Source organism: Streptomyces sp. NPDC007971, from assembly GCF_042958635.1.
GTDB lineage: Bacteria > Actinomycetota > Actinomycetes > Streptomycetales > Streptomycetaceae > Streptomyces.
This window is the reverse complement of record NZ_JBIBJK010000008.1, coordinates 14,318-32,573: the sequence shown is the minus strand read 5'-3', so window position 1 is coordinate 32,573 and position 18,256 is coordinate 14,318. Positions and strand designations below refer to the sequence as shown.

Here is an 18,256-nt window from a genome sequence, read left to right as displayed (position 1 = left end):
GTCAGTGCCGGTGCAGCCGGCCGGCGACGGCATGGCCCACGAACAGGTAGACCACGGCGGCGAGTCCATAGCCCGCGACCACCCGGGCCCAGGCCTTGTCGAAGGTGAACAGATCGTGGGACCAGCCGGCCAGCCAGCGGGCCGTGTCATGGACGAACTGGACCAGGCTGTTGGCCCGGTTCGCGTCCAGCAGGTACATCAGGATCCACAGGCCCAGGATGAGGGCCATGATGTCGGCGACGACCGCTATGACCGTGCCGGCCTGGTTCGCTCCCGTGCGGTTTCTAGACATGGAATCCGGATTGCCGCAACCCGGGACATGAAACCCGGGCCCGGTGAATCCGCGACGGCAGAGCCGTCCCGAGTGGCGCACTGCGGCCGTTCGGGTGACGCTGGCCGGAGGCAAGACCCGCTCGGGGAGACACATGTCCGGAGGACCCCGTGCCCATACCGATACGGCGCCTCTGTGTGGCGCTCACCCTGTGCTGCGCCCTGGTGGCCGGCTCCGCCGCCTGCGCCGGCAGCGAGAAGACCAGTACGAGGGGCATCGCTGCGGTGACCGCCCTCCAGGCGGCCGAGCCCAGCCCGACCACGTCCGCCGAGCGCCAGAAGTTCGCCAAGACCCGCTTCGTCGCGAACGCGGCCCTCGCCGCCGGCGCCACGTACCAGTGGATCGTGAAGCCGTGGAAGGCGGGCAAGTTCAAGAAGGGCGCCCACGGCCGCAAGCTGGCCCTGGTGAAGGCCGGTCTCGCCGGTGCCTTCACCTACAACCGGCTCAAGGCGGCCCAGCGCAACGCCCAGGGCGACCCCGCGCTCGCCAAGGCCCTCGCCCCGCTGACCGCCGGTATCACAGCGCTCAAGGACCTGCCGTCCAAGCTGCGCAGCGGTGACACGGACGCGGCAGGCGCCTTCGACGACATCATCAACAAGGTCAAGGACGCCGGCAGCAGCGCCGGTGCGCCGGTCAAGGACAAGGTGCCGTCCGCCTCGCAGCTGAAGGGCGGCTAGGAGTTCAGCTCCGCCAGCACTCTGAGGGTGTGCGGGTCCGGTGACAGGGCCAGCAGGTCCGTCACCGGGCCCCTGCGCCACAACTCCAGCCGTTCGGCGATGCGTTCACGGGGGCCGACCAGGGAGATCTCGTCGGCGAAGGCGTCCGGCACCGCCAGCACGGCCTCCTCGCGCCGCCCGGCGAGGAACAGCTTCTGGATCCGCCGCGCCTCTTCCTCGTAGCCCATGCGGGCCATGAGCTCGGCGTGGAAGTTGCGGGCCGCGTGCCCCATCCCGCCGATGTAGAAGCCGAGCATCGCCTTCACGGGCAGCAGCCCCTCGGCGACGTCGTCGCACACCGTCACCCGCGCCATCGGGGCCACCACGAACCCCTCGGGCAGCTCCCGCACCGCGTCCCCGTACACCTCGGGCCGGCTCGGCGCCCAGTACAGCGGCAGCCAGCCGTCGGCGATCCGGGTCGTCTGGGCCACGTTCTTGGGGCCCTCCGCACCCAGCAGGACGGGCAGATCGCGGCGCAGGGGATGGGTGATCGGCTTCAGTGCCCTGCCGAGACCCGTGCCGTCCGCACCCCGGTAGGGCAGCGGATGGAAGCGCCCGTCCGACTCCACCGGCCCCTGTCTGCGCAGCACCTGCCGTACGACGTCCACGTACTCCCGTGTCGCGGTCAGCGGCGACGCCGGGAACGGGCGGCCGTACCAGCCCTCCACCACCTGCGGCCCGGACAGGCCGAGGCCGAGCATCATCCGCCCCCCGCAGAGATGGTCCAGGGTGAGCGCGTGCATCGCCGTGGTGGTCGGCGAGCGGGCGGCCATCTGGGCAACCGCCGTACCCAGTGCGATCGTCGACGTCCGCGCGGCGATCCAGGTCAGCGGCGTGAAGGCGTCCGACCCCCAGGACTCGGCCGTCCACACGGAGGTGTACCCGAGCCGCTCCGCCTCCTGGGCCAGCGCCACATGGCCGGTGCCCGGACCGCGCCCCCAGTAGCCGAGTGCCAGACCGAGCCGCATACCCGCCTCCTGACGAACCGTCAGTTCCTACCGGGAGGCGACTGTACGACAACGGCCCCCCGCCCGGAAGGGCGGGGGGCCGTTGTCGGTGGTACCGGTGCGGCTCAGCCGCGCTGGATCCCCGAGGTGTCCTGGAGCACGCCGCGGCGGCCGTCCTGGGTCTGGGCGACCAGCTGCGCACCGCGCTGCTCGACCGCCAGGTACCAGGTGCCCGGCGCCAGTTCGGCGATCGGAGTCTGCGAGCCGTCCTCCGCGAACAGCGGGCGCGCCACCGGAACGGCGAACCAGAACGGGGAGAAGTCCGCGGCGGCCGGCTGCGGCGCGGGAGCGGCCGCGGCGGCCGGAGCACCCTGGGCACCGGGAACGCCCGGAGCACCCGGCTGCCCGAACGGCTGCCCCGGCTGCGGCTGTGCCCCGTAGGGCTGCTGCGGCTGGGCGCCCGGGTAGCCGTAACCACCGGGCGGCTGGGCGCCGTAGGGCTGCGGAGCGGCCGGCTTGGCGGCCGGGACCAGGCCGGCCTGCAGGGCGGGGACCAGGGGGGTGGCGATCGCCGCGGCGGCCATCACCAGGGTGGCGATGAGCGCGAGGACCAGGCCCATACCGGCGCTCGGTCCCTTGTCGACGTTGTCGAAGTTGTTCGCGCCGCCGGCCGGGTCGATGACGTTGCCGAGGGCGCTCCACGCGGCGAACACGGTGAACGCAACACCGAACTGGCCGAGGTCCAGGCCCGCCACCTTGAGCGGCTTCTCCGTCGTACGGGTGAAGACGAGGAGCCCGGCGCCGATGATCCCCGCGAGGACGACGCTGAGCAGAACCGGTCCGCTGGCCCACAGGTTCGGGATATCGAGGCCGTCCGGTGCCCCGTCGTACGAGTAGTTGTCGAGGAACGACGCGATGAACAGCAACACCGCTGCTCCGATCACCACGCCGTCGCCTCGAGTGAGGGAGCGGATATTCACTTCAGGTCCTTCGTAGGTCGTCTCGTCGTCGGTAGACACTATCGTCCGCAAGAACCTGCTGTCCGGCCGGTTCCGCCCGCCGCTCACGACTCGCGCAGGAAACTCACGATTCCCTCAGAGATCCCTTGCGCGGCCTTCTGCCGCCAGGCGCCGCTGGTCAGCAGTGCCGCATCCTTGCTATCCCGCATGTTGCCGCACTCGATGAAGACCTTGGGAACTGTTGACAGATTGAGACCACCCAGGTCCTGACGTGTGACGAGACCGGTACCGTCGCCGATGTAGTTGGAGGGGGGTTCGCCCGTGACGCTCAGGAACCTGCCCGCGATGCGCTCGCCCAGGTCGCGCGAGGGGCCCACGATGGGACGGGTGTCGGCGGCGCCGGCGTGCACGGACGCCGGGAGGATGACGTGGAAACCGCGGTTGCCCTCGGCCGATCCGTCGGCGTGGATGGAGATGGCCGCGTCCGCGTGCGCCGTGTTGCCGATCCGGGCCCGCTCGTCGACGCACGGGCCCCAGGGCGGGGAGTCGCCGTCGCGCGTCAGTTTCACGGTGGCGCCCTGCTGTTCCAGGATCGCGCGCAGCCGGTGGGCGACGTCCATCGTGAACCGGGCCTCGGTGTAACCCGCGTTGGTGGACGTGCCGGTGGTGTCGCACTCCTTCTTGTTCGTGCCGATGTCCACCGGGCGGTTGATCTCGGCCGTGTGCCGGAAGTTGCCGGGGTTGTGGCCCGGGTCGATGACGACGACCTTGCCCTTGAGGGGGCCGGAGCGGGCGGGGGCGGAGCCGGAGGGCGTCGCGCCCGGCTTCTTGCCGTCGTCGGTGGCGGGCGCCGACCAGGGCTCGGCCGTGCTCGGCGAGGCGGCGGAGGTCCGCGCGCCCGCGGTGTCCGAGCCGTGCGAGCCGCCGGATCCGCCCACGGTCTCGTACACCAGCCAGCCCAGCAGGGCGCCGGGCACGAGCGCGGCGAGCGCGACGGTCAGCGGCCCGCGCCGGGGGCGACGGGGCTGCGGCGGTTCGAAGTCAGGGCCTACGTACGACACGAGTGCGACTCTAACCGTGGGTCCGGGTCGCCGCTTCCGTTCGCCGCAGGACGCGCAGCGACCCGGCCGCCGAGACCTCGGTGAACGCGCCCGACTCCAGGGCCCTCAGGTAGACCCGGTACGGGGCCTGGCCGGTGAACTCGTCCTTCGGGTCCGGGAAGACGTCGTGGATGACGAGCAGGCCGCCTTCGGCCACATGGGGGGCCCAGCCCTCGTAGTCGGCGCTCGCGTGCTCGTCGGTGTGGCCGCCGTCGACGAAGACGAGGCCGAGCGGGGAGTTCCAGATCGCGGCGATCTGCGGGGAGCGGCCGACCAGCGCGACCACGTGGTCTTCCAGGCCCGCCCGGTGCAGGGTGCGGCGGAAGGTGGGCAGCGTGTCCATCAGGCCGATCTCGGGGTCCACGGTCTCCGGGTCGTGGTAGTCCCAGCCCGGCTGCTGCTCCTCGCTGCCCCGGTGGTGGTCGACGGTGAGCGCGGTGACGCCGGCCTCGCGGGCGGCGTCGGCGAGCAGGACGGTGGACCGCCCGCAGTAGGTGCCGACCTCCAGCAGGGGCAGCCCCAGCCGTCCGGCCTCCACGGCCGCCGCGTACAGGGCCAGTCCCTCGTCGGTGGGCATGAACCCCTTGGCGGCCTCGAACGCGGCCAGGATCTCGGGCTTGGGTCCCGCGGTCATGGGGGTCCTCTCGGTCGTACGGCTGTCCGACCGTCCATGCTGCCGCACCCCCTGCCGCTCATCGACAGAGGGTGCGTGCGGCGCCCCGAAAGGGGCGCGGGGAACTGCGCGACGAGCCACGGCGAACCGGCAGCCGCCAGAGGGCAGAACTCCCCGAGCGCTACGCGCTCACCGCCTCCCCGGGCAGCGAAAGATCCAGATCGACAGCCCGTTCTTCCCCGGAATGCGTGGCGGAAGAGGCCAGTGGACCGTGCCCGGCGGCCCGTGCGGCCAGCACATACGCCCCCTGGGCGGGCACGGCGACCGCATAGCTGCCGTCCTCGCCGGAAACGGTCGCGCCCGCCTGGCGGCCCCGGCGGTCGATCAGGGTGACCTTGGCGCGTGCGACGGGGGAGCCGTCCGCGTCCAGCACCCGGCCGCGGAAGCCCTGCAGGACCTCTTCGGCGTGCTCGATACCGGCCTCCTCCTCGCTGCTCACCCGCAGCTGGGTGTGCTGGGAGGGGCGGGGGGCCTTCGGCAGGAACACCGCGAGCAGCAGACCGACCGCGACGGCGGCGGTGGCGATCAGGAAGGAGACGCGGAAGCCGTGCATGGTCGGGATCGCGATCCCGCCCACGTTGTTCGCCGTGTTGGCCAGCACCATGCCGATGACGGCGCTGGAGACGGACGTGCCGATGGACCGCATCAGCGTGTTCAGGCCGTTGGCCGCGCCGGTCTCCGAGGCCGGGACCGCGCCGATGATCAGCGCGGGCAGCGAGGAGTAGGCGAGGCCGATGCCGGCGCCGAGGACGACCGAGGTGACGATGGTCTGCCAGGCCGCGTCCATCAGGCCGAGTCCGCCGCCGTAGCCGAGGGCGATGATCAGCAGGCCGGTGATCAGGGTGACCTTGGGGCCGTAGCGGGCGGAGAGGCGGGCGTAGACCGGTGCCGTGAACATCATGGTCAGGCCCAGCGGGGCCACGCACAGGCCCGCGACGACCATGGACTGGCCGAGGCCGTAGCCGGTGGCCTTCGGCAGCTGGAGCAGCTGGGGCAGGACCAGCGAGACGACGTAGAAGCTGACGCCGACCATGATCGAGGCGAGGTTGGTGAGCAGCACCTCGCGGCGGGCGGTGGTGCGCAGGTCGACCAGCGGTGCCTTCGCGCGCAGCTCGTACACGCCCCACAGGAGCAGGACGGCGACGGACGCGGCGAACAGGCCGAGCGTGGTGCCGGAGGACCAGCCCCAGTCGCTGCCCTTGGTGATGGGCAGCAGGAGCAGCACCAGGCCGGTGGACAGGCCCAGGGCGCCGGGCGCGTCGAAGGAGCCCTCGGCGCGCATCGGGGACTCCGGTACGGCGACGAGGGTCAGGACGATGGCGAGCGCGCCGAGGCCGGCGGCGCCGTAGAACAGGGCGTGCCAGTTCGTGTGCTGCGCGACCAGGGCGGCGGCGGGCAGCGCGAGGCCGCCGCCCACGCCTATGGAGGAGCTCATCAGGGCCATGGCCGAGCCGAGCTTCTCGCGCGGCAGCATGTCCCGCATCAGGCCGATGCCGAGCGGGATCGCGCCCATGGCGAAGCCCTGGAGGGCACGGCCCACGATCATGGTGAGCAGCTGGCTGGTGAGCGCGCTGACCAGGGCGCCGACCACCATCACGGCGAGGCTGAGGATCAGCATGCGCCGCTTGCCGTAGAGGTCGCCGAGCCGGCCCATGATCGGGGTGGCCACGGCGCCGGACAGGAGGGTCGAGGTGAGGACCCAGGTGGCGTTGCTGGGGGCGGTGTCGAGCAGCTGCGGCAGGTCCTTGATGACCGGCACGAGCAGCGTCTGCATCACCGCGACGACGATGCCCGCGAAGGCGAGCACCGGGACCACTGCCGCGCCGGCCCTCCGGTCGGGCTGGTCGGTCGTCGTGTGGGTCATGGGGCAAAGGCCTTCCGCGCGAGATGAGTGCTGGATAAACCTCGTATGCACAGGCAACTATTCCGTTGCTTCGGGCCCCTAATGAATTCTTGACCAGTCCATGGGTTTCTGAACTGTCGTCAGGGTCTGGCGTGTTGGTGGAACACGTTCTACTCTCCGCGCCATGAAGGCCTATGTCGCCGGGGTCGGTATGACCCGCTTCGAGAAGCCCGAGAGCCGGGAATGGCAGTACTGGGACATGGTTCGGGAGGCGGGCGGCGCTGCACTCGCGGACGCCGGCCTCGCGTACTCCGATGTGGAACAGGTTCCCGTCGGCTACTGCTTCCAGCCCTCGACCGCCGGGCAGCGCGCCGCCTACGAACTCGGCCTGACCGGTGTCCCCGTCTACAACGTCAACAACAACTGCGCGACCGGCGCGACCGCCCTGATGCTGGCCCGCCAGCTGGTCGAGGGCGGTGTCTGCGACTGCGTGCTGGCCCTCGGCTTCGAGAAGATGAAGAAGGGCGCGCTCGGAGGAGGGGCCGACGGGGGAGACTTCGCCACGTCCCCGGTCGCCCGGCACTACGGGATCATGGCCGCCCGGCACGGATTCGAGACGAGCCCGCCCACCGCGCAGATCTTCGGCGACGCGGCCCGCGAGCACATGGAGCGCCACGGCACCACCGAGGCCCAGCTCGCCGCGGTCGCGGCCAAGAACCACCGCCACTCGGCGCACAACCCCAACGCCCAGTTCCGGGACGTCTACGAGGTGGCCGACATCCTCGCCGCGCGCACCGTGCACAGGCCGCTGACCAAGCTCCAGTGCTCGCCGACCTCGGACGGCGCGGCCGCGGCCGTGGTGGTCTCGCGGCGGTTCGCCGAGGAGCGCTCCCTGACCGGACTGGTCGAGATCGCCGGGCAGGCCATGACCACGGACACCGGGGAGTCCTTCGCGTCCGGCTCGTGCATCGACGTCGTCGGGCAGCCGATGTCCCGCGAGGCGGCCCGGCAGGCGTACGAGAGGGCCGGGCTCGGCATCGAGGACGTGGACGTCGTGGAGCTGCACGACTGCTTCTCCGTCAACGAACTGCTCACCTACGAGGCGCTCGGCATGTGCCCGGCCGGGGAGTCCGGCAAGCTCGTGGAGTCCGGGGCGACGACGTACGGCGGCCGCTGGGTGGTGAACCCGTCCGGCGGGCTGATCTCCAAGGGCCACCCGCTCGGTGCGACGGGCCTCGCCCAGGCCGCCGAGCTGGTCTGGCAGCTGCGCGGCGAGGCGGGCAAGCGGCAGGTGGCCGGGGCCCGGGTGGGGCTCGCCCACAACATCGGTCTGGGCGGGGCCGCGGTGGTGACCCTGCTGCGGGCGGTCTAGCCCGGGCACGGCACGCGGAGTGGTCCGGGCGCGGGACACGGAGTGGTCCGGGCGTGGCTCCCGGTGCCGTCAGGACGTAGTTCCCGGTGCCGTCGGGGCACAGCTCCCGGTGCCGTCCGGGCGTAGCCCTCGGCGCGGTCCGGGCGTCCCCCGGTGCCGTCCGGGCGTAGTCCCACGGTGCCGTGCAGGCCTAGGACGTACGACCCAGGACCCGGTGGTCCGAAAAGCCGATGCAAGGACCGTAACGGGGTTGAGAGCATGACACTCATGCTGGAAGCCGCCGACACCTCGCCCCTCATATCCCGCCGCGTCACCCCGCCCACCTGGCTGGTGGTGGCGCTGGCCTGCGCCGGACAGTTCCTGGTCGTGCTCGATGTGTCGGTGGTGAACGTCGCCCTGCCCTCGATGCGCACGGACCTCGGGCTGAGCGCCTCGGGCCTGCAGTGGGTGGTGAACGCGTACGCCATCGCCTTCGCCGGGTTCATGCTGCTCGGCGGGCGGGCCGGGGACCTGTACGGCCGCAAGCGCATGTTCCTGGTCGGGCTCGGCCTGTTCACGCTGGCTTCGCTGGGCGGCGGGCTCGCCCAGGAGGGCTGGCAGCTGCTGCTCGCGCGGGCCGTGCAGGGGCTGGGCGCGGCGGTGCTGGCGCCCTCGACGCTGACCCTGCTGACGGCGGCGGTGCCCGAGGGCCCGGCCCGGGCGCGGGCGATCGCGACCTGGACGGCGGTGGGCGCGGGCGGCGGGGCCGCGGGCGGCCTGGTCGGCGGAGCGCTGGTGGACACGCTGTCCTGGCGCTGGGTGCTGCTGATCAACGTGCCCGTCGGCGCGGTGGTGCTGGCCGGCTCGCTGACGTGGCTCACGGAGAGCCGCGCGGGGGAGCGGCGGCGGCTCGACCTGCCGGGCGCGCTGCTGGTGACGGCGGGTCTGGCGACGCTGGCCTACGGCATCTCGCAGACCGAGGCCGAGGGGTGGACGGCGGCGGCCACGCTGGTGCCGCTGGCCGCCGGACTCGCCCTGGTCGGGCTGTTCCTCGCCGTCGAGGCCCGCACCGCGGCCCCGCTGATGCCGCTCGGACTGTTCCGGCTGCGCTCGGTCGCGTCGGCCAACACGGCGATGTTCCTGAGCGGTTCGGCGATGTTCTGCATGTGGTTCTTCATGACGCTGTACGCGCAGAACGTGCTCGGCTACTCGCCGCTGGGCGCCGGACTCGCGCTGGTGCCCAGCTCCCTGGCGGTGGTGCTCGGCTCCAAGCTCGCCCCCCGCTACCTGCCGACGCTGGGCGCACGCAACGTGGCCGTGCTGGGGGCGCTGGTGGCGGCCGCCGGGTTCGCGTGGCAGTCGACGATGAGCGCCCACGGCGCGTATCTCACCTCCATCATGGTCCCCGGGATCCTCATGATGCTGGGCGCCGGACTCTCGGCGACGCCGCTGGCCGCGCTCGCCACCTCGGGGGCGACCCCCTCGGACGCCGGACTGGTGTCCGGTCTGGTCAACACCTCGCGCACGATGGGCGGTTCGCTCGGGCTCGCGGTCATGTCGACGATCGCCGCGTCGCGCACCGCCCGCACCGGAGACGGTGTCGGGGCCGAGGCGCTGACCGAGGGGTACGCGCTGGCGTTCCGTGCCGGGACCGGGGTGCTGCTGGGCGGGGCGGTGCTCATGCTGCTGTGGCTGCCGCGGAAGATTTCTCCGAGTTCCGCGCACTGAGGCAACGGTCCGGGCGGCCCGTGGACTCCTTTTGACATCAAGGAGGTGCCCATGGGGGATCGGAAGCAGGCTCGGGACGAGGAGTTCCAGAGCTTCATGATCGGTCGCTGGCCGCGGCTGATGCGTACGGCATTTCTCCTCACGGGGGAGCAGCACGCCGCGGAGGACCTGGTCCAGTCGACGCTCGAACAGGTCTATGTGCACTGGCGCAAGGTCGCCTCGGCCGACGATCCGGAGGCCTACGTACGGCGCGTGATGATCAACGCGCATGCGCGCAGGCACAGAAGACGGCTCAAGGAGTTCCTGGCGCCGAAGGACGACACGGGCCTGGTGCACGAGGTGCCCGAGACGGGCGACCGGATCGCACAGGCCGACGACCGCAGTGCCCTGCTCAAGGCGCTCGTCCAGCTGCCCGTGCGGCAGCGCGAGGCGGTGGTCCTGCGCTACTGGGAGGACCTGACGGAGACCCAGACGGCGGAGGCCATGGGCTGCTCGGTCGGGACGGTCAAGAGCAACGCGGCCAAGGGCATCGCGAAACTGCGTGCCCTGCCGGGACTGGTGGAGACGGTGACGCAGGGAGGGCGGAAGTGATGAGCGCGGACCGGGAGATGCACGACATGACGCAGACGGACATCGCCTTCCTCCTCGCGGACGCCGCGGACGGGGTCGAGATCGGCACGGCGCCGGTGCACGCGGTGCTGCGTGGCGGCCGTCGGCGCAGGGCCCGGCGGTGGGCGGTGGCGTCGGCCACGGCGGTGGTGGTGGCCGGGACGACGGGCGCCCTGGCGGTGACGGGGCTACCGGGCGGCGGCCATGCGGACCGGCAGGCGAACGTGGCGAAGCCGCCGGCCTCGGCCGAGGCACGGCACGTGTACGAGCCGCAGCGGACCGAGCTGGCGCGGGGGACCTACCGGGGCAAGGAGTGGCACGCCGCCGTCCAGGTGTGGGGAGCACCGCGCGACGAGGCCGAGGCGGACCGGCAGTTCGACGCCATGGCCGAGCTGGGCATCCAGCCGGCGGAAGCGCGCAAGCCCGCCGACCTGATCGGCCGGATCTCGTACTTCGCGACCCGCGGCTGGGGCGAGCACCGGCCGCAGCAGGTGATGTTCAACTCGGTCGAGAAGTTCGAGCGGTTCTCCGGCACGGACATGGAGGCCGCTGCGACCCGCCTCGGCTACACCGGCGAGAGCTCCGGCCGGCTGGTGATCGGCATGGTCGCCAGGACCGCCCGGCAGGTCACCTGCCACTGGAAGGACGGTACGACGGCCGTGGCCGAGCGGGCCGAGGGCTTCTCCGCCCACGACACGGGATCGGCGATCCGCTCGGTGGACGGTTTCAAGGGGGCCAACTGGTTCACGTGCGTGGCACCGGAAGGAACGTCCTACGACTCGGCGGAGGTGACGAAGTAGCGGCCCCGGGAGGCCACCGCGGGGTCACAGCCACCCCTGCTGCCGGGCCTCCCGCACCGCCTCCGCCCGGTTGCGCGTACCCGTCTTGCCGATGGCGGACGACAGGTAGTTGCGGACCGTCGACTCGGACAGATGGAGCCGGCCGGCGACGTCGGCGACCGTCGCCCCGTCCGCCGACGCCTTCAGCACGTCGCACTCCCGGGCGGTCAGCGGATTCGGTCCGGCGCTGAGCGCCGCCGCGGCGAGCGCCGGATCGACCACCGTCTCCCCGGTGAGCACCCGCCGGATCGCCGCGGCCAGCTCCTCCACCGGCCCGTCCTTGACGAGGAACCCGGCGGCTCCGGCCTCCATGGCCCGGCGCAGATAGCCGGGCCGCCCGAAGGTGGTCAGGATCAGCACCCGGCAGTCCGGCGCCTGCTCCCGCAGTTCGGCAGCCGCGTCCAGGCCGCTGATGCCCGGGAGTTCGATGTCCAGCAGCGCCACGTCCGGACGGTGCAGCAGGGCGGCCGGAACGATCGCGTCGCCGGTCGAGACCTGGGCGATCACCTCGATGTCGTCCTCCATACCGAGCAGCAGGGCGAGGGCACCGCGCATCATGCCCTGGTCCTCGGCGAGCAGGACTCGGATGTTCGTCACGGCCCAAGCGTAGCCAAGAGCGGTCCCGTCAAAGGCTCCTCGTTGTTCGGCTCCATCGGCTCCTTCTTCGAGGGCGTGACGACCTCCAGCGACGACGCGAGCCGGGCGGTCAGCCCGCCCTGGACGCCGTAGCCGCCACGGCCGCAGCCGGCTGCGCCGGCTGCGCCGGCTCCACGGGCAGGCCGGCCGTGACCGTGAAGCCGCCGCGCGGCGACGGGCCGGCCGTGAGGGAGCCGCCCGCCGCCGCGAGGCGTTCGGTCAGCCCCTTCAGGCCGGTGCCGCCGATGCCCTCGCGGGGCCGGCCGACCGCCGTGCCGGTGCCGTTGTCGGTGACGGTGAGCCGCGCCTGTTCGGTGGTGCTCTCGACGGTGATCTCGCAGCGAGTGGCGTCGCTGTGCCGCACGACGTTGGTGACCGCCTCGCGCACCACCCAGCCGAGCAGCGCCTCGGTCTGCGGGGCCAGCGGCGTCCCGGACTGGCGTACCACCGGCTCCACGCTCGCCGCGGACAGCGCCGAGCGGGCCCGGGTCAGCTCGGTGGCCAGGCTGCCCTCGCGGTAGCCGGTCACCGCCTCGCGGATCTCGGTGAGGGCCTGCCGTCCCACCGACTCGATGTCACCGATCTGCGTGAGTGCCGCGTCCATGTCGCGCGGGGCCAGCCGCCGGGCCGCCTCCGACTTCACCACGATCACCGACAGGGTGTGTCCGAGGAGGTCGTGCAGGTCGCGGGAGAAGCGCAGCCGCTCCTTCTCCACCGCGCGCCGGGCCAGTTCCTCCCGGGCGGCGCGCAGCTCGCGCACGGCCTCGGACAGGCCGAGGATCGCGGCGGTCACCATGCTGGACAGGAAGGTCGCGTAGCCGATGTTCGACGCGTCCCCCCAGCCGTCGCGGACGCCGGAGACGGCCCCCGCGTACACCGAGAGCAGCACGCCGGTGCGGCCCAGCCAGGGGCCGCGCAGGGTGGCGCCGGTCGCGAGGCCCAGCAGCGGGAAGAACATCAGCCAGTTGCCGCCGTACCCGATGGCCAGGCCCGTGGTCAGCAGGGCCATCAGGAGCAGCGCCACCCGCGTGGAGAGCGCCTCGCGCTTGGCGCGGTCGAAGGCGCGGAAGGTGATGTAGACGTACAGGGAGTTGAAGGCCAGCAGGCCCAGGGCGCCGATCCACGGGTCGGGGGTCCTGCCCTGGAGCAGGTTGGAGAAGGCCCCCATGCCCATCAGCAGCCAGGGCAGCAGGGTGAAGCCCGTGGGCGGCGGGCCCGGGTGGTCGACGGCCGGTGCCTTCCCGTTCTTCCCGGCGGCCCGCTGTGCGACCTTGAAGGCCTCCATGTCCGCCTGCCAGCGGGCCCGCGCCTCGCGCATGCACCGGATGCGCCTTCTCGTCTCCGTCCACCACGACATGTTCCTGTTCCCCCGATCAGATGGTGCCCGCCCCACGGCGGTGCGGCAGCACAGCGTACGAACCGGACGCCGGCAGCCGGATGGTCAGCATGATGATCGCACCGGAGGCGGGCCGAAGCCCTCCATGACCGGGGCGCCCGGCCGGGCCGCGGTCCCGCCGCTCGTGACGTCCGTGCCGGTGCGTGCGGAGCGCGCACGGCGCCGTGCCGCCCGGCCGTCCCCGTGCGGAACCCGGCGCGCTGCGTCTGTGCCATGCCTACGACGGTAGGAGGCCGGGCGCCGCCCCGGCAGATGCGGATGTCCGCACTCGGGCGGTACAAATGTCACACCCCCACCATCTGACGCGACGTCAGGAGCCTTCACAACTGCGGAACGCTGGGCTATACAGGGGGCGCCGGACTGGAACGCGTTCTAGATCCGACCCGTGGACGACCTCGGTGCGGCCGACGGTGCGGACGTCCGCACCGAGGTCTTGAGACCCGTCAGGAGCCCCATGCCCATCGACGCAGCCAAGGCCCTCGCCGCCGAGCCCCGGACCGGCGAGATCACCTGGAGCACCAAGGACGTCCAGCTCTACCACCTCGGCATCGGCGCCGGCGCCAACCCGGACAAGAGCAGCCCCGCCACCGATCCCGACGAGCTGCGCTACACCCTGGAGTCCCGGCTGCACGTCCTGCCGAGCTTCGCCACCGTCGCGGGCTCCGGCTCGCCGGGCGTGATCAGGGGGCTGTCCCTGCCCGGTGTGGAGGTCGAACTGGCCAAGGTCCTGCACGGCGGGCAGACGGTGGAGATCCACCGCCCCATCCCGGCAGAGGGCACGGCGACCGTGACCCGTGGGCTCGCCGCCCTCTACGACAAGGGCAAGGCCGCCATCCTGGTCCTGCGCACCGAGGTCGCCGACGCCGACGGCCCTCTGTGGACCGACGACTCCCAGATCTTCGTACGCGGCGAGGGCGGCTTCGGCGGCGACCGGGGCCCGTCCAGCCGCCTCGACGCGCCCGCCGGCGAACCCGACCGGATCGTCGAACGCCCGGTGCGCGAGGACCAGGCCCTGCTCTACCGCCTCTCCGGCGACTGGAACCCGCTGCACGCCGACCCCGAGTTCGCCGGACTCGCCGGGTTCGACAAGCCCATCCTGCACGGGCTGTGCACCTACGGCATCACGCTGAAGGCGGTCGTGGACACGCTGCTCGGCGGCGATGTGACCCGGGTCCGCTCCTACACCACGCGCTTCGCCGGGGTGATGTTCCCGGGCGAGACCCTGCGCATCCGCATGTGGCGGCAGGAGGGCAGCGTCAGGGTGGCCGTGAGCGCCGTGGAGCGGGACGACGCGCCGGTCCTCGCCGACACCATCGTCCGACACTCCTGAGCCAACCCACCCCCGAGGGGAGCCGCACCATGCGCGCAGCCGTACTGCACGAGATCGGCCAGGACAAGCTGGAGGTCCTCGAGGACATCGAGGCGGTGGGCTTCGGGCCCGGCAAGGTGAGGGTCCGGGTGCGGGCCACCGGGCTGTGCCACTCGGACCTGTCCGCCATGAGCGGGGTGCTGCCGCAGCCGGCCCCCTTCGTGCCGGGCCACGAGGGCGCGGGCGAGATCCTCGAAGTCGGCGACGGCGTACGTCACCTGAAGCCGGGCGACCGGGTCGTCCTGTGCTGGCTGCCCGCCTGCGGCGCCTGTCCCGCCTGCCGGCGCGGCCAGACCCAGCTGTGCCTGGCCGGGTTCATGAACGCGGGCACCCCCAACTTCAAGCGCCCCGGCGGCGACGTCTTCGGCTTCGCCGGCACCGGCACCTTCGCCGAGGAGGTCGTCGTGGACGCGGGCTGCGCGGTGCCGATCCCCGAGGACGTGCCCTTCGACATCGCCGCCCTGATCGGCTGCGGGGTGACGACGGGCCTGGGTGCCGCCCTCAACACCGCGGACGTCCGGGCCGGTTCCTCGGTCGCCGTCATCGGGTGCGGGGGCGTCGGCATCTCGGCCGTGCAGGGGGCCCGGCTCAAGGGTGCCGCCGAGATCGTCGCCGTCGACCCGGTCGCCTCGCGGCGCGAGTCCGCGCTGCGGTTCGGCGCCACGAAGGCCGTGTCGCCGGAGGAGCTGGCCGACGTCAGGCAGAAGGTCACCGGCGGCGAGGGCTTCGACTACGTCTTCGAGGTCGTCGGCCGGTCCGCCACCGCCCGCACCGCCTACGAGAACACCCGGCGCGGCGGCACCCTGGTCGTGGTCGGCGCGGGCGCCATGGACGACTTCCTGCAGCTCAACATGTTCGAGCTGTTCTTCGACGAGAAGCGGATCCTGCCGTCCATGTACGGCGGCGGGGACGTCCTCAGCTCCTACGAGCGCACCATCGCCCTGTGGCGGGCGGGCCGCGTCGACCTGGAGGGCCTGATCACCCACCGGGTGCTGCTGGCGGAGATCAACGAGGCACTGGACCAGATGCGTACCGGGACCGCCCTGCGTACGTGCATCGAGATCTGAGGACCTGACCGATGTCACTGCCACTTGAAGGGCTGTCCGCCGTCGTCACCGGCGCCGGGCGCGGCCTCGGCCGGGCCGAGGCCCTCGAACTCGCCCGGCTCGGCGCGGCCGTCGTCGTCAACGACTACGGACAGCCGGGCCGCGACGGCTCCGGCGCGGCCTGCGCGGGCCCCGCCGAGGAGGCCGCCGCCGAGATCCACGCGAGCGGCGGCCGGGCTCTCGCGCACACCGGCGACGTCGCCGACCTCGGGCAGGCCCGTGACCTGGTCGACCTGGCGATCGCCGAGTTCGGCAAGCTGGACGTCCTCGTCAACAACGCGGGCATCCTGCGCGACCGCATGGTCTTCTCCATGTCCGAGGACGAGTGGGACTCGGTGATCCGCGTCCACCTCAAGGGACACTTCAACACCACCCGCTTCGCGGCCGCACACTGGCGCGAGCGGTCCAAGGCGGCCGGGGCACCGGTGTACGGGCGGATCGTGAACACCTCCTCGGAGGCGTTCCTCGCCGGTTCCGCGGGGCAGCCCAACTACGCGGCGGCCAAGGGCGGAATCGTCGGCCTGACCACCTCCACCGCGCTCGCCCTCGCCAAGTACGGCGTCACGGCCAACGCGATCTGCCCGCGGGCCCGCACCCGGATGACGGAGGACGTCTTCGCGGGCCTGGCCCGGCCCGGGGACGGCCTCGACCCGCTCGCCCCCGAGCATGTCGCCCCGCTCGTCGGCTATCTGGCCTCGCCCGCCGCGGCCGGGGTCAACGGCCAGCTGCTCGTCGTCCACGGCGGCATGGTCGCCGTCATGGAACGGCCCCGGGTGCAGGCGAAGTTCGACAGCAAGCAGGAGACGTTCACCTACGACGAACTCGACGCGCTGCTCACCCCGCACTACGCGGACCGGCAGCCGGGGGAGACGTTCGCCGCGGCGGAGGTACTCGGCCTCAAGCGCGGGTGAGGGAACCCTGAAGCGGAGCTGGGGCGAATCCTGAAGCGCGGCTGAGGAGAACCCTGGAGCGCGGCTGAGGGGAACACCGGAGCGCGGCTGAGGGGAGTTCTCGAACGCGGATGCAGGCAACCCCGGGCGCGGGCGCCGACGCGGGCGAAAAGAAGGAGGGGCTCTCCGTCCGGTGACGGAAAGCCCCTCTTCTCTCTTACGGTCAGGCAGCCGCCTCTGCGCTCTCCTCGGCCGGCTTGCGGTGCCGGCCGTGCGCAGTCGTCTCTCCGTCCTGGGCCGCGATCGGGCCCCGGTGCCGGCCGTGGCCGACAGCCTTCTGAGAGTCGGCAGACAGCTGCTCCGTCGTGCTGGTGTCGCTCATCGGAAGTATTCACCCCGTCAACATGATCTCTTACAGCCGGGCGAGTGTAACCGGCGCACCTCGGGCCGGATCCAGGCGGCCACGCCGACCGGTGCTACTTCGTTACAAGTCGTCCGAGCGGTGCCTGTTGCAGCGGTACAGGCCGGGCCGCGACCGGCTCCGGAGGTTCCGGTTCCGCCGCCGGGCGGGACACTCCGGGCACCCCGGCCCCGGAGCCGACCCGGGCCGGATCCCCGAGGCCCGCGTCCTTGGGTCCCGGCATCTCCTGCCCGGGCGCCGCCAGTTCCGCCACGCCGCACCGGACCTCCCCCGTGGCGTACGGCAGTCGCAGCACCGCGTCCCGCGTCCACAGCCCGGACCCGGTCAGCCACCCGTCGGGCGCAGCCAGATGACACACCCTCCGCTCGGCGGGCCGCCAGATGCCGACCCAGCTGCCGACCGGCCCGTCGATGCGCAGCGCCACCGCACAGTTCTCCGGCATCAGCACCTGCCCCGGCTGGATCGCGAACGGCGTCACCGCACAGTCCGGGATGCGCAGGCACTCCGGGAAGCGCACCGGCAGCGTGCTGCCCAGGACCCCCCAGCCCAATCGTTCCTGCCCCGGGGAGGGGGCGTCGGAGGAGAGCAGCAGCAGTCCGCTGTCCGGGTCGGCGAGCAGCAGCCGATCGTCGCTGCCGTCCGCGATCTGCAGCAGGGGAGAGATCTCGCCGCCGCGCTCCAGGTCCACCACGACCGCCTTGGTGCGTCCGCCCAGTTCCCGGTCCAGCGCCAGCATCCGCCCGGTGTGGTCCAGCCAGACCCCGCCCGAGCAGTGCCCCGGGACCTCGGCCAGCTGCTCGGGCCCGAAGGCGCCGCCCGCCACCAGCCACACCGCCGTGGAGCGCGGACCGACGGCGAGGGCGTAGGCGGACGCGCCGCCCGGCGCCGGCGGGAGCAGAGCGAGCCGGGTGCCGGGCTCCGGGGACTCCACCGCGCCCAGCGGCAGCTCGCCGGTGCCGGGGCCGGTCGGGTAGAGCAGGGAGAAGGCGTGCCGCCGTTCGACGAGCCGGTGGATCAGCACCCGCCCGTCCGCCATCGGCTGCACCTCGGTGCCGGGCTCCTCCGGCTGGTTGCCGGGCAGCGGGACCGCGTACGGCTCCGGGCCGTCCAGGGTCCAGCGCTCCGGGAACAAGGAGTCGCCGTCCCGCGCGAGGCGGGCCGCGTACGCGCCGCCCGCCGTGATGGCGCATCCCGCCCGGGGCACACCGTCGTCCGCACCGGACGCCCCGGTGGAAGGGGGTTCGATCGCACAGGCCGTCATCGTTCGGTCACCTCCTGCGACGAAGCTAGTTTTCGCACGCACAGACGTGGGACCGGCTGACCCGGGCTTCACACATACGGG

At 72.5% G+C, this 18,256-nt stretch carries 18 protein-coding genes; 8 read left to right on the top strand and 10 right to left on the bottom strand.

Annotated elements, in window-relative coordinates:
- Position 1: 1 nt before the first annotated feature.
- A complete protein-coding gene (locus tag ACFZCP_RS18065; protein WP_362679155.1) occupies positions 2 to 292 on the bottom strand; it encodes a hypothetical protein in 291 nt (96 codons plus the stop codon).
- Between the two features lie 149 nt (positions 293 to 441).
- Here ACFZCP_RS18065 and ACFZCP_RS18060 point away from each other — a divergent pair, with 149 nt between their 5' ends.
- Positions 442 to 1,008, top strand: coding sequence for a hypothetical protein (locus ACFZCP_RS18060; protein WP_391427998.1), 567 nt, complete (start codon positions 442 to 444; stop codon positions 1,006 to 1,008).
- Here ACFZCP_RS18060 and ACFZCP_RS18055 read toward each other — a convergent pair.
- From ACFZCP_RS18055 to ACFZCP_RS18035, 5 genes are all read right to left on the bottom strand, one after another.
- A complete protein-coding gene (locus ACFZCP_RS18055) occupies positions 1,005 to 2,015 on the bottom strand; it encodes an LLM class F420-dependent oxidoreductase (protein ID WP_391427997.1) in 1,011 nt (336 codons plus the stop codon). The two genes, ACFZCP_RS18060 and ACFZCP_RS18055, sit on opposite strands and share 4 nt — an antisense overlap.
- A 104-nt stretch (positions 2,016 to 2,119) precedes the next feature.
- Positions 2,120 to 2,974, bottom strand: coding sequence for a hypothetical protein (locus ACFZCP_RS18050; RefSeq protein WP_391427996.1), 855 nt, complete (start codon positions 2,972 to 2,974; stop codon positions 2,120 to 2,122).
- A gap of 83 nt (positions 2,975 to 3,057) precedes the next feature.
- The gene (locus ACFZCP_RS18045; RefSeq protein ID WP_391427995.1) at positions 3,058 to 4,014 is read right to left on the bottom strand and encodes an N-acetylmuramoyl-L-alanine amidase; all 957 of its coding nucleotides are present in this window, start codon (positions 4,012 to 4,014) and stop codon (positions 3,058 to 3,060) included.
- Between the two features lie 10 nt (positions 4,015 to 4,024).
- A complete protein-coding gene (locus ACFZCP_RS18040) occupies positions 4,025 to 4,687 on the bottom strand; it encodes a class I SAM-dependent methyltransferase (protein WP_362679170.1) in 663 nt (220 codons plus the stop codon).
- Between the two features lie 160 nt (positions 4,688 to 4,847).
- On the bottom strand, positions 4,848 to 6,590 hold the full coding sequence (locus tag ACFZCP_RS18035) for an MFS transporter (RefSeq protein WP_391427993.1): 1,743 nt from the start codon (positions 6,588 to 6,590) through the stop codon (positions 4,848 to 4,850).
- A gap of 163 nt (positions 6,591 to 6,753) precedes the next feature.
- On the opposite strand from ACFZCP_RS18035, the gene ACFZCP_RS18030 reads away from it, so the two are divergent.
- The 4 genes from ACFZCP_RS18030 (at position 6,754) to ACFZCP_RS18015 (ending at position 11,057) form a co-directional block, all read left to right on the top strand.
- A complete protein-coding gene (locus tag ACFZCP_RS18030; RefSeq protein WP_391427992.1) occupies positions 6,754 to 7,941 on the top strand; it encodes a beta-ketoacyl synthase N-terminal-like domain-containing protein in 1,188 nt (395 codons plus the stop codon).
- Between the two features lie 258 nt (positions 7,942 to 8,199).
- On the top strand, positions 8,200 to 9,648 hold the full coding sequence (locus ACFZCP_RS18025) for an MFS transporter (RefSeq protein ID WP_362679180.1): 1,449 nt from the start codon (positions 8,200 to 8,202) through the stop codon (positions 9,646 to 9,648).
- 51 nt (positions 9,649 to 9,699) lie between these two features.
- A complete protein-coding gene (locus tag ACFZCP_RS18020; protein WP_391427991.1) occupies positions 9,700 to 10,239 on the top strand; it encodes a SigE family RNA polymerase sigma factor in 540 nt (179 codons plus the stop codon).
- Positions 10,239 to 11,057 (top strand): hypothetical protein, encoded by an 819-nt coding sequence (locus ACFZCP_RS18015; RefSeq protein WP_391427989.1) that lies wholly within the window; start codon positions 10,239 to 10,241, stop codon positions 11,055 to 11,057. The genes ACFZCP_RS18020 and ACFZCP_RS18015 overlap by 1 nt, the downstream gene beginning before the upstream one ends.
- 24 nt (positions 11,058 to 11,081) lie before the next feature.
- On the opposite strand, the gene ACFZCP_RS18010 is transcribed toward ACFZCP_RS18015, so the two are convergent.
- Together ACFZCP_RS18010 and ACFZCP_RS18005 are read right to left on the bottom strand one after the other, a co-directional pair.
- A complete protein-coding gene (locus ACFZCP_RS18010; protein ID WP_391427988.1) occupies positions 11,082 to 11,693 on the bottom strand; it encodes a response regulator in 612 nt (203 codons plus the stop codon).
- Between the two features lie 109 nt (positions 11,694 to 11,802).
- Complete coding sequence (locus ACFZCP_RS18005; protein ID WP_391427986.1) at positions 11,803 to 13,089, bottom strand: histidine kinase; 1,287 nt, start codon at positions 13,087 to 13,089, stop codon at positions 11,803 to 11,805.
- 493 nt (positions 13,090 to 13,582) lie between these two features.
- On the opposite strand from ACFZCP_RS18005, the gene ACFZCP_RS18000 reads away from it, so the two are divergent.
- From ACFZCP_RS18000 to ACFZCP_RS17990, 3 genes are read left to right on the top strand one after another with little or no spacing between them, the layout of a single operon-like run.
- Complete coding sequence (locus ACFZCP_RS18000; RefSeq protein ID WP_362679201.1) at positions 13,583 to 14,458, top strand: MaoC/PaaZ C-terminal domain-containing protein; 876 nt, start codon at positions 13,583 to 13,585, stop codon at positions 14,456 to 14,458.
- 29 nt (positions 14,459 to 14,487) lie between these two features.
- Complete coding sequence (locus tag ACFZCP_RS17995) at positions 14,488 to 15,564, top strand: alcohol dehydrogenase catalytic domain-containing protein (RefSeq protein WP_391427984.1); 1,077 nt, start codon at positions 14,488 to 14,490, stop codon at positions 15,562 to 15,564.
- An 11-nt stretch (positions 15,565 to 15,575) separates the two neighbouring features.
- Entirely contained in the window at positions 15,576 to 16,514 is a 939-nt protein-coding gene (locus ACFZCP_RS17990; RefSeq protein ID WP_391427983.1) for a 3-oxoacyl-ACP reductase, read from the top strand.
- Positions 16,515 to 16,716: 202 nt separating this feature from the next.
- Here ACFZCP_RS17990 and ACFZCP_RS17985 read toward each other — a convergent pair whose 3' ends face one another.
- Positions 16,717 to 16,875 (bottom strand): hypothetical protein, encoded by a 159-nt coding sequence (locus ACFZCP_RS17985; protein WP_391427982.1) that lies wholly within the window; start codon positions 16,873 to 16,875, stop codon positions 16,717 to 16,719.
- A 94-nt stretch (positions 16,876 to 16,969) separates the two neighbouring features.
- A complete protein-coding gene (locus ACFZCP_RS17980) occupies positions 16,970 to 18,175 on the bottom strand; it encodes a hypothetical protein (RefSeq protein WP_391427980.1) in 1,206 nt (401 codons plus the stop codon).
- Positions 18,176 to 18,256: the final 81 nt, after the last annotated feature.